Source organism: Streptomyces sp. NPDC031265 (genome assembly GCF_055570295.1).
Map to the genome: position 1 here is coordinate 9,537 of NZ_JBVIHM010000039.1, position 12,564 is coordinate 22,100.

At 70.0% G+C, this 12,564-nt stretch carries 3 protein-coding genes; all 3 read left to right on the forward strand.

Annotation, left to right across the window (positions count from 1 at the left end):
• The first annotated feature begins 53 nt into the window (after nucleotides 1–53).
• Nucleotides 54–10,883 (forward strand): LamG-like jellyroll fold domain-containing protein, encoded by a 10,830-nt coding sequence (locus ACZ499_RS36205; RefSeq protein WP_468680948.1) that lies wholly within the window; start codon nucleotides 54–56, stop codon nucleotides 10,881–10,883.
• A gap of 41 nt (nucleotides 10,884–10,924) precedes the next feature.
• On the forward strand, nucleotides 10,925–11,572 hold the full coding sequence (locus ACZ499_RS36210) for a hypothetical protein (protein WP_468680950.1): 648 nt from the start codon (nucleotides 10,925–10,927) through the stop codon (nucleotides 11,570–11,572).
• 117 nt (nucleotides 11,573–11,689) lie between these two features.
• Complete coding sequence (locus tag ACZ499_RS36215) at nucleotides 11,690–12,562, forward strand: glycoside hydrolase domain-containing protein (RefSeq protein ID WP_468680952.1); 873 nt, start codon at nucleotides 11,690–11,692, stop codon at nucleotides 12,560–12,562.
• Nucleotides 12,563–12,564 lie beyond the last annotated feature (2 nt).

A 12,564-nucleotide genomic window follows, 5' to 3' on the forward strand; every position in this document is an offset into this window, starting at 1 on the left:
CCTTCCGCCGTTCCATACGGCGGCCTTCGTTGTACCGCCGACGTCAAAGACGTGTGGCGCTGCTGCTGCTCACCAGCCTCGCGCTGATGCTGACCACCCAGCAGGCCATGGCCGACGACGCCCATCTGGGCCGTATATCGCTGCCCAGTCTCAGCTCGATCACCGCCTGGTTCAAGGACCCGCACTGGGGCTCGCTGCCCAAGCAGCAGAGCGGCACCGCCGCCGGGCACAGCCACCACGCCGCCGCCGCCGCGACCAAGGCGAACAAGGGCAAGGGCCACAAGCCGGGCAAGGGCCACGGCGAACTCGACGCGTACCATCCGTACGCGAAGGCCACCAAGGGCGGCAAGAGCCGCTCGGCCCAGGGCTTCAACGCCAAGACGAGCCACCGCAATCCGGCCAAGTCGTCCCGTACCGCCACGGTCTTCGACAACGCGGACGGCACGCTGACCCGGCAGGTCGCCATGGCGCCGGTGAACTACAAGGACGAAGAGGGCAAATGGCAGCCCATCGACGTCGATGTGAGAGCCGGTCCCGACAAGCGCTGGCACGAGTCCGCCAACTCCCTCGACGTGGACTTCGCCGCAAAGGCCGCCGACTCGGCGCTCGCCTCGTTCGCCACTGACGGCTCGCACGCCCTCAGCTACGGCCTCCAGGGCGCGGCCCCCGTCACCGGCACCGCGCACGGCTCGCGCGTCACCTACGCGAACGTGCTCCCCGGCACCGACCTGGAGCTCGCGCCCACCGCGACCGGGCTCAAGGAAGCGATCGTCCTGCACTCGGCGAAGGCCGGGAACACCTGGACGTTCCCCCTCGACCTCAAGGGCATGACCGCCCGCCAGGCCAAGGACGGCTCCATCGACCTGGTGGACACCGCGGGCAGGACCGTCGAGCGCATCCCTTCCGCGTACGCCTACGACGCGAAGGTCGATCCGCGCTCCGGTGACCCGGCCACCACCCACTCCGTGACCTACGAGCTGGTCCGCCAGGGCGCGAAGACCGCGCTGAAGGTCACCCTGGACCCGCGCTGGCTGCACGACCGCGCCCGCGTCTTCCCGGTCACCGTCGACCCGACCGTCACCGACGGCTGGACCACCACCTACGCCGAGTCCGGCGCCCCCGGCGACCACTCCTCGGAGCAGACCGTCAAGGTCGGCTCCTACGACTCCGGCCCGCACTCGGCGGCCGCGTACGTCAACCACTGGTACAACACCTGGGACGGCACGCACGCCACGGTCACCTCGGCGACCCTGCACCTCTTCGACACCTGGGCCTCCACCTGCACCCCGGAGCGGTTCGACGTCGCCCTGGTCACCCAGGCCTGGCAGCCGAACACGGTGACCGGCTACCCCGGCCCGTCCTACGGCTCCTCCATCGGCAACGCCACCCCGAGCGTGCCCAAGGCCTGCGCCAACACCGGCGCCGACCGGACCGTGGGCGACTGGGTGGACGTGCCGCTGACCACCAGCGCGATCCAGGGCTGGTTCAACGGCACCACCGCCGACAACGGCCTCGCCGTCTACGCGGCCACCAACGACAGTCTGCACTGGAAGCAGTTCGGCTCGTTCAACGACCCGGCGCTCGGCCCGTACATGTCGGTCACCTACACCGGCAACGCGGCCCCGCAGATCTACCAGCAGTACCCGAACAACAACGCCGTCGCGAACACCACCACGCCCGAGCTGACCGCCTGGGCCGGTGACGACGTCACCACCACCCCGCAGTACGACTTCCAGGTCTACGACAACACCAACACCAAGATCGCCGACTCCGGGCTGATCGCCAACGGCGACTGGACCGTCCCGGCGGGCAAGCTCAAGTGGGGCCAGACGTACTACTGGACGGTCCAGGGGTACGACGGCTCGCTCTACACCCCGGCCGCCGACTGGTACGCGCTGCAGATCCAGGTGCCCCAGCCGGTGATCACCTCGGGGCTCTCGCAGAACAGCGGCGACCACGGCTTCGACGCCTCCAGCGGCAACTACACCACCAGCGACACGGACGCCTCCCTGTCCACCGTCGGCCCCAGCCTCGACGTGGTGCGCGACTACAACTCCCGTGACCCGCGCTGGACCGGCTCGTTCGGCGCCGGCTGGTCGTCGATCTTCGACACCCGGGCCACCGAGCAGTACAACGCGTCCGGCGCGGTCACCAGCGCGGTCGTCTCCTACCCGAACGGCTCGCAGGTCGGGTACGGCAAGAACGGCGACGGCAGCTTCTCGGCCGGCTCCGGCCGCTTCTCCACCTTCAAGTCGGTCACCGGCGGCTACTCGCTGACCGACAAGGACGACACCGTCTACACCTTCACCCAGGCGCTCGGCTCGGGCGGTTACGGCCTCACCTCGGTGACCGACGCCAACGGCCGCGCCCTGACCTTCACCTGGTCCGGCGGCCACGTGTCCAAGATGGCCTCGGCCGTCTCCGGGCGCGCCCTGAACGTCACCTGGTCCACGCCGTCCGGCGCGACCGCCGCGCACGTGGCGACCGTCGTCACCGACCCGGTCGTCGGCACCGACCAGTCCACCGCGCTGACCTGGACCTACGGCTACACCGGCGACCAGCTCGTCTCGGTCTGCCCGCCGTCCTCCACCACCGCCTGCACCAAGTACACCTACACGGCGGGCTCCCAGTACCAGAACGCGTCGCTCGACCTCGACCCGCGCGCCATGTGGCCGCTGACCGAGTCGTCCGGCACCGTCGCCAAGGACGCCGTCCTCGGCAACGAGAACACCCTCGACGCCACGTACAAGAACGTCACGCTCGGCCAGGCGGGCCCGCCGAACGGCGGCACCGCCGCCGGGTTCAACGGCACCTCCTCCGCCGTGGCGCTCCCCAACGACACCGGCAACAACACCGACTCGGGCGCCCTGTCGCTCTGGTTCAAGACCTCGGCCGGTCCCGGCGTGCTCTACTCGTACGCCTCGCAGCCCATCGACGCGGGCAACGCGGCGGGCTACTACACTCCGTCGATCTACGTCGGCAGCGACGGCAAGCTGAACGCCGAGTTCTGGTACAGCGGCGGCATCGCCCCGCTCACCACCTCCGCCTCGGTCGCCGACGGCAAGTGGCACCACGTGGTGCTCTCCGCCGCGGGCAACTCGCAGTCGCTGTTCCTCGACAACGCCAAGGTCGGCTCGCTTTCGGGCACCGTCTCCATCAAGAGCGGCACCGCCTTCGGCAAGAACCAGCCGTTCAACTACCTCGGCACCGGCTTCCTCGGCGGCAACTGGCCCGACCAGCCGCACCAGAGCAGCACCAGCAAGACCGGCTACGCCACCTACTTCAACGGCTCCATCGCGGGCGCCGCGTGGTACGACCGCCCGCTGGTCGCCGCCGACGTCAGCGCGCTCTACAACTACGGCACACACGCCTCCAGCCTGCTCGCCTCGGTCACCCGCCCGTCCGGCAAGACGTACGCGGCGATGACCTACGACCCGGGCACCGCGGCGCTCACCCAGCTCACCGACGAGAACGGCGGGGTCTGGAAGCTCGGCGCCCCCACGGTCACCGGCTCCAGCCAGACCTACCGGGGCGCGGTCCTCGGTGGCGCACCCGCCACGTACTTCCGCTTCGGTGAGGCGGCGGGCGCGGGCACCGCGGTCGACGAGACGCGCGGCGGCACCGGCACGTACAGCAATGTGACGCTGGGGGCCACCGGGCCGTTCAGCGACCAGAAGACGGCGGCCTTCAACGGGACCAGCTCCTGGGTGAAGGTGCCGGACGTCCAGACCGGCAGCACCTCCGCCTCCGCCGAGCTCTGGTTCAGCACCACGCGCGGCGGCGCGATCCTGATGAACGCGCAGAGCGCGCCGATCGGCGGCACGGTCTCCTCGACCACCCCGCAGCTGTGGATCGGCACCGACAACAAGCTGTACGGCGGCTTCTACACCACCTCCGGCTCCGTCCAGATGGGCACCACCGGCACGGTGACCGACGGCAAGTGGCACCACGTGCTGCTGAGCGCCTCGCCCACCAGCCAGACGCTGTACCTGGACGGCACCCAGGCCGCCACCAAGGCCGGCACGGCCGCGCTCACCACGGGCGGGCGCACCACCGACTACCTCGGCGCCGGCACCACCGGCTCCGGCTGGGCCGGTCTGCCCTACCCGGCGACCGTGTACTTCAACGGCTCGCTCGCCGAGGCCGCGACCTACCGCTCGGCGCTCACCGCGCAGGACGCGGCGGCGCACTTCCAGGCCGCGAAGAACTCCACGGGCCTGCTGCCGGTGTCGACCGTCAAGGTCACCTCCCCGGCCAACGCCACCCTCACCTACCAGTACGACGTCAACCACAACAACCGGACGCTGACGGAGACCGACGGGCTGGGCAACACCACCAGCTTCGGCTACGACACCGGCGGCTTCGAGCACACCGTCACCGACCCCAACGGGGCGACGACGGTCACCGGCCATGACGTCCGCGGCAACACGGTCTCCACGACCACCTGCCAGAACCAGGCCGCCAACGCCTGTTCCACGGAGTACTTCAGCTACTTCCCGGACGACACCACCGAGCAGCTCACCACCGCCGACCCGCGCAACGACATCCTGCTCACCCGGCGGGACGGCCGCTCGGCCTCGGCGGCGGACAACACGTATCTGACGTCCTTCGGCTACGACAGCGCGGGCAACCAGACCACCATCACCGGTCCGGCCGTGGCAGGGTTCCCGAACGGGCGCACCACCACGACCGTCTTCAGCGACGGCACCGCCACCTACCCGGCGACCGGCGGCGGCAACGTCCCCAAGGGCCTGCCGGTGCGCACGGTCAGCCCGGGCGGCGCGGTCAACTCCGTCGCCTACTTCAAGAACGGCGACGTGGCCTCGACCACGGACGCCGGCGGTCTGGTCACCTCGTACACCTATGACGGTGTCGGCCAGGTCCTGAGCAAGAAGGTCGTCTCCGACACCTACCCGGCCGGGCTCACCACGACGTACACGTACGACGCGGACGGCCAGGTCGTGCAGGAGAAGGACCCGCAGCTCACCGACCGGGTCACCGGCGCGGTGCACGCGGCGGTCTCCACCACCGTCTTCGACGTCGACGGCAACATCACCTCGCAGTCGGTGGCGGACGGCAGCGGCGGCGACTACACCCGCACCGAGACGCAGACGTACGACGCGTACGACCACGTCGCCACCAAGAAGGACGCCAACGCCAACGCGGGCGCGTCCAACGGCAACACGGTCACGTACACCTACGACAGCCAGGGCAACAAGACCAAGGAGGTCTCCTCCTCCGGTACCGAGACGCGCTACACGTACGACGACAGCGGTCAGCTGCTGACCCAGGGCGTCATGTACGCGGGCGACCCGGTGAACCCGCAGACCCCGTCGCTGCTGACCGAGTCGTCCCGGGCCTACGACCCGGCGGGCCGGCTCGCGTCGGTCACCGACGCCATGGGCGCGACGACCTCGTACACCTACACCGACAACGGTCTGACCTCGACGGTCACCAAGAAGAGCGCCGACGGCAGCAGCTCCAGCGTCCTGCAGTCCAACTCGTACGACGCGGCGGGCAACCTGCTCTCCAGCACCACCGACAACGGTGAGACCGTCACGACCCACACGGTCGACGCGGCCTCCCGCCACACCTCCACCACCCTCGACCCGGCCGGGGTCGCCCGGGTGACCAGCGTGTCGTACACGCCGGACGACGAGATCGCCACCGAGAACAGCCACGACTCCTCGGGCTGGGACCGCACGGTCACCAACGCGTACGACGCGATGGGCAACAAGATCGCCGAGACGCTGTACGGGGACGCCGCGGGGCACCCGACCGGCTGGTGGAAGCTCGACCAGTCCTCCGGCTCGACCGTCACCGACGCCTCCGGCTCCGGCAACACCGCCGCCGCCACCGGCGTGACCTGGAACGGCTCCGAGGCCACCTTCGCGGGCAACGCGGGCCAGCAGATCGCCACCAACGGTCCGGTGCTCGACACCGCCGCCTCCTACACGGTCTCCGCGTGGGTGAACATGGCGTCGCTGCCGACCCACAACGCGACGGTCGTCGCCCAGGCCGGCACCACCAACAGCGCGTTCATGCTCCAGTACAACTACGCGCACACCAGTGCGCCGCTGTGGTCCCTGGAGCAGACCAGCACGGACGCGCCGGGGACCTCGTTCCCGGCCGCCTACTCCACGGCGAAGCCCGTCGCGGGCAGCTGGACGCACGTGGTCGGCGTGTACAACGCCACCAACGGTGCCGTGCAGATCTACGTCAACGGCACGCTCTCCGGCAGCGCCACCAACAGCGCGCCCTGGAGCGCGCACGGGCCGCTGATGATCGGCGGCGCCAAGTACGGCGGCGCCGTGGGCGACGCGCTGCCCGGCGGGGTCTCGAACGTGCAGGTCTACCAGCGCGCGTTCACCTCGTCCGACATCACCTCGCTCTACGGCAAGGGGCGCACCGGCGGCACCGCCGCCTCCTCGGACGAGCAGAAGACCACGTACACGTACGACAAGCGCGGTCTGCAGACGTCCATGACGGACGCCAACCAGAACACCACCACCTACGCCTACGACGAGGCCGGGAACCTGGCGGTCGCCACCGCCCCGGCCGTCCAGGCGGAGACGGACGGCACCAACCCGCTGACCGTGCGCCCCGTCACCACCAGCGGCTTCAACACCTTCGGTGAGGCCGTCGAGGAGCAGGGCCCGGGCGGCGACGTGACCACCACGGCCTACGACGCCAACGGCAACAAGGTCATGGCGACACTGCCGTCCTACACCCCGGCCGGTGGCAGCGCGTCGGTCACCGCACCCGCCACCTGGACGTACGACAGCGAGGGCAACGAGACGTCGTCGACCACCCCGGGCGGGCGCACCACCAGCTACCTCTACGACCAGCTGGGCCGCGTCGCCCAGGTCACCAGGCCCGACGGCGCCACCGTGCACACCACGTACGACAACGCCGGCGACCCGCTCTCGGTGACCGACGGCACCGGTGCCACCGTCCAGGCGACCTACGACTACCTGGGCCGCCAGCTCACCGCCACCACCCTGGAGCGGTTCCCGTCCACCCGGACGCTGACCAGCACCAACTCCTACGCGGTGACGACGGGCAACCCGTACGGCACGCACATCTCGTCGGCGACGACGCCGGGCGGGGTCACCACCTCGTACGGCTACAACCGGGCGGGCGAGACCACGTCCGTCACGGACGCGGCGGGCAACACCACCCGGTACACCTACGACTTCGAGGGCAACCAGCAGAAGACGATCCTGCCGGACAACACCTGGACGCAGACCGACTACAACGCGTCGGGGCAGCCGACGTACAACAAGCAGTACGACGCCTCGGACACCCTGCTCACGCAGGCCTCCATCACCTACGACGCGGTGGGCAACGCGGTCACCACGACCGACGCGCTGGGCCACACCTCCCGCTTCACCTACGACGCGGCGGGCACGGTCACCCAGGAGATCCAGCCGGTCTCCGACACCTCGTCCATCACCACCAGCTTCGGCTACGACCAGGCGGGCCACCGCACCCGGTTCACCGACGGGCGGGGCAACTCCTGGCGCTACACCTACACACCATGGGGCCAGCAGGAGAAGGTGATCGAGCCGTCCACCGCGCAGTACACCTCGGCGGCGGACACCACCACCACCTTCAGCTATGACGCGGACGGCCGGATGGTGAAGGCGGTCAAGCCGGGCGGTACGTCGACATCCCTGACGTACGACATGAACGACCAGGTCCTGACGATGGACGGGCAGGGCGCAGACGCCGCGACCGCCACCCGCTCCTTCAGCTACGACAAGTCGGGCCGGATCCTGTCGGCCGACACCGCCGAGGCGGGCATCACGGGCCGCGCCGACCACCAGTCGGCCACCCATGAGGCGTTCGGCTACGACGACCGCGGCGACCTGCTCAACGCGTCCGGCTCCGCCGGTTCGTCCAGCTTCACCTACAACGCCGACTCGGCGCCGCTGACCCGCACCGACGCGGCCGGCACGACGACGTACGGCTACGACAACGCGGGCCGGCTGTCCACCCTGGACGACGCGGCCACCGGCAACCGGCTGACGTACACGTACGGCAAGCTGAACGAGATCTCCCAGATCAAGTACGGCGCCACCGGCCAGACCCGCACCTACACCTACGACACCGCCCACCGGCTGACCGGCGACACCCTGATGCAGGGCGCCACCGGCCTGGCGTCCATGGGCTACGGCTACGACAAGAACGGCAACCTGACGTCGAAGACGACGACCGGGGTGCCGGGCGCAGCCACCCACACCTACACCTACGACTACGCCAACCGCCTCACGTCGTGGAACAACGGCTCCACGACGACCAACTACGGCTACGACGCCTCCGGCAACCGCACCCGGGTCGGCGCGGACGTCTACACCTATGACGCCCGCGACCAGCTGACCTCGGACGGCAACCACAGCTACGCGTACTCGGCCCGGGGCACCATGACCCAGCAGGCCGGGTCGGACGGCACGGTCGCCTTCACCACCGACGCGTTCGGCGCCCAGATCACCGCGGGCACCCACGCGTACAACCTGGACGCGGCCGGCCGGAACATCACCGACACCGACACCGCGACCCAGGGCAGCCGCACCTTCCAGTACTCGGGCGCGAGCAACACCATCGCCTCCGACGGCAACTACACCTACACCTACGACCCGTCGGGCTCTCTGGTCGGCGTCGGCAACGGCACCTCCGGCAGCGCGCTGGCCCTCACCGACCAGCACGACGACGTGATCGGCACGTTCACCGCCGGCGCGACCGCGCTGTCGGGCTCGGCGAGCTACGACCCGCTGGGCAAGAACACCGGCACCAACACCGTCCTCGGCCACCTCGGCTTCCAGTCCGGCTGGACCGAGCCCGGCTCGGGCGACGTGGGCACGGCCTCGCGCTGGTACAACCCGGCGACCGGCCAGTTCCGCAACAAGGACTCCATCTCGCTGAACCCGGTCCCGAACTCGGTGTCCGCGAACCCGTTCGCGTACGTCAACGACAACCCGCTCGCGGGCACGGACCAGTCCGGCAACTGCTCCTGGTACGACGTGGTGTGCGGCGCCAAGAAGGTGGCCCACAAGGCCGCCGCGGTGGTGCACCAGGTCGCGGCGCCGGTCTACCACGCCGCCGTCCAGGTGGTGCACCAGGTCGTCCAGGTCGCCAAGCACGTGGCGAAGAAGGTCGTCCACCAGGTCCGCGACGTGTACCGCAAGACGGTCCGCGTGGTGCGCCGCGTCTACCACTACGCCGTACGCAAGGTGAAGCGCGTCTACCACGCGGCGGTACACGCCGTGCATACGGCGTACCACAAGGTCACCAAGACGGTGAAGCGTGTGGTCCACGCCGCGAAGAAGGTCGCCAAGGCGGCCGTCCACACCGTCGCCAAGGCGGCCCGTACGGCCTACCACGCCACCGTGAAGGCGGCGAAGACCACGGCCACGTTCGTGAAGAACCACGCGGCCGCGATCACCTCGTTCGTGGTCTCCACGGCGGTCTTCATGGGCTGCGAGGCGGTCACCGCGGGCGTCGGCTCCATCGGCTGCGCGGCGGTCGCCGGAGCGGTCGGCTCCCTGGTCACCCAGGGCTTCGCCTGCGCCCAGAAGGGCGGCGACGAATGCAGCCTCGGAGCCTTCGCGGGCTCCGCGGCGGAGGGCGCGGTGTCCGGCGCGCTGGGCGGAGTCCTCGGCAAGATCGGCGGCTCCCTGCTCGCCAAGGCGGCCCCGAAGGCGATGAAGGCCGTCGGTGGTCTGTTCGGCAAGGGGGCCGCGGCCGAGGAGACCGCGGCCAAGGATGCGACGGAGGCCGCGGCTTCCCGAGCGGAGGCGCACGGGGCCGGCTCGCGTGCCGAGTCGGGCATCGGCTGCCGTGTGGCCCGTCCGCACAGCTTCACCGGCAACACCAACGTGCTGATGGCCAACGGCACGACCAAGGCCATCGACAAGGTCAAGGTCGGCGACACGGTCGCCAACGCGGTGCCGGGTGCCTCCAGCACCGAGGCGCACAAGGTCACGGCCGTCATCGTGACGAAGACGGACCACGACTTCGTCGACGTCACGATCAAGGCCACCAAGCGCGGCGCGGCGGTCAAGAAGGCCGTCCGCAGGGCGGCGCTGGGCCTCGCGGCCTCGGCGGCGGTGCTGGGCGCGCTGACGGCGACCCCGCAGAAGGCGCAGGCGGCGGAGGTGACCGCCAAGGGCGACCACCTCACCACCACGTTCCACCACCCGTTCTACGACGCCACGCAGTCGGCGTTCGTGGAGGCCAAGGACCTCCACGAGGGCGACGTCCTCCAGACCCCGACCGGCACGGCCGAGGTCACGGGCGTCCGCCTGTACCACGCGAACACGACGACGTACGACCTGACGGTCGGCGACCTCCACACGTACTTCGTGGCGGCGGGCGACACTCCGGTCCTCGTCCACAACTGCGACGCGGACGCACTCGCGGCAGGGGCCAAGAAGCTGGCCGACGACATCCACATGCAGATCCCGAGCGAGTTCGCGCGCAACGTCTTCAGGACGACCGCGGTCACGGTCGCCCGCAACACCGAGGGTGACCTGATCCACGTGGTCACGGGCGCGGGCAAGGGGCTGGAGAAGGCGCAGCTCAACTACATCAAGTCGCTCGGTCGTGACGACATCGTCGCCGCGACGAACATGGAGGGAGCCCACGCGGAGGAGACCGCCGTCCACTACATGGCGCAGAACAATCTGACGCCCGTGGCGGGTGGCGTGTCGCGGAACGCCTGTGCGCCCGGCGGCTGCGAGGACTTCCTCAGCCAGGTGGGTGCGGAAATGGCGGGCCCGATAACCTCAGGCACGAAGGCGAAGATACCCGGGCAGTCCATGTACAAATGGAGCAACCATGAGGCATGGACGAACTTCCTGGGCGCGATGGGCTACCGGTGAGCGAAATGGTGAGTGAATTGGACTGGCGGGAAGACGAAACGATGTCGGCCCAGATCCGCGCCATGAGCCGGGGGCAGCGCCATCAGGCCGCGTACCTCGCTCTGCGCAGGCTGCAGGCACCGCTGCTCGGCATCGCGATGCCGGCCGACTGGGGCATGGACCCCACGGCGCTCGCCACCCTCGTCCGCCAGGGGGCGGCGCAGCTGGACGGAGAGGCCAACGAGGGCCTGGCCCAGGCGATCGCTGAGGTCTGCTCCGCCCCGCTGTTCGAGTCCGAGATCGATCCCGAGTTCACCGAGGGCTTCCAGCTGGAGGTCCTCAACGGCTGGCTCATGCTCGGTGAGGCGCTGGGAGAGATGAGCGAGGACCAGACCGACGCGGTCATCGGCCTCGCCCGGGAGATGGCCTTTTCCCTCGACTCGTACATGGACGCCACGCTCACCGTCGTGGACGGCGAAGAGGCGCGCGAGAGCTATCTCGCGGGCGTCGACGACCGTCTTCGCGCCTACGGGCTCGGCTACTTCGGCACCAGGAACCTGGAGGTCGAAGCAGCCTGCCACGCGGCCGTCCTCTCCGCGTCGGCGGACGAGGACGTGGTCGGCTCTCCGGTCGGCAGCCGACTGGAGGCCGCCTGCGACGAATACAGCGGCCGGCTCCTGTCTGCACTGCGGACGTTCGTCGTGGAATGATCCACTGATCGGCCGGGTTCACCTCGCTCGCGCAGGTCTCCGTTTGTCGGAGGCCTGCGCGAGCGGGCGTTATCCGTACTTTTCTGGCTTCACGCAGAGATAGGAACCAGGGATCCGTTGCCCAAGCACCGCATAACCAAGAAGCACCGCAACCTGGCCATGGCCCTCGGCGGTGTCGTCCTCCTCGGAGGCGGCGCGCTGACCGCGCAGGCCGCCTCCTCCGGCACCGCGGCCCCGGCCGCGGCCGCCGCCAGCCCCGCCCGCCCCGTCTCCCTCTCCAAGCCCGCCACCTTCACCGGCCGGGCCTTCGACACCTGCACCGCGCCGACGCTCGCGCAGATGAAGGCGTGGAAGACGGCCTCCCCGTACGGCGGCGCCGCCGTCTACATCGGGGGCAAGAACCGGGGCTGCGCGCAGCCGCAGCTCACCAGCGACTGGGTGAAAGCGGTCAGCACCGCCGGGTGGAAGCTCATCCCCCTGTACGTCGGCGCCCAGCCGCCCTGCAAGTCCGGGAGCAACCCGGAGAAGATGACGGCCGCCACCGCCGCCTCCCTGGGGGCCACGGACGGCGCCGACGCCGGGGTCAAGGCGTCGGGCCTCGGGATGCGGCCGGGCAGCCCGGTCTACCTCGACATGGAGGGGTTCGACACCGCGAACACCTCCTGCAAGGACACCGTGCTCACCTACACGCGCGCGTGGAACAAGGCCCTGCACGCCAAGGGCTACCGCACCGGCTTCTACGGCTTCGCCTCCTCCAGCGCGGCCGCCGTCGCCGCCGTCTCGCCGGGCACCGACATGCCGGACGCGCTCTGGTACGCGGCGTACGACGACACGGAGTCGACCACCACGGGCTACCCCTTCGGGACCAAGTGGTCGGGCCACCGCCGCGGCCACCAGTACGCCATCAACAAGAAGGAGGCGTACGGCGGCGTGACCCTCACCGTCGACCGGAACGCCTGGGACGCACCGGTCGCCGTCGTGGCGAAATAACC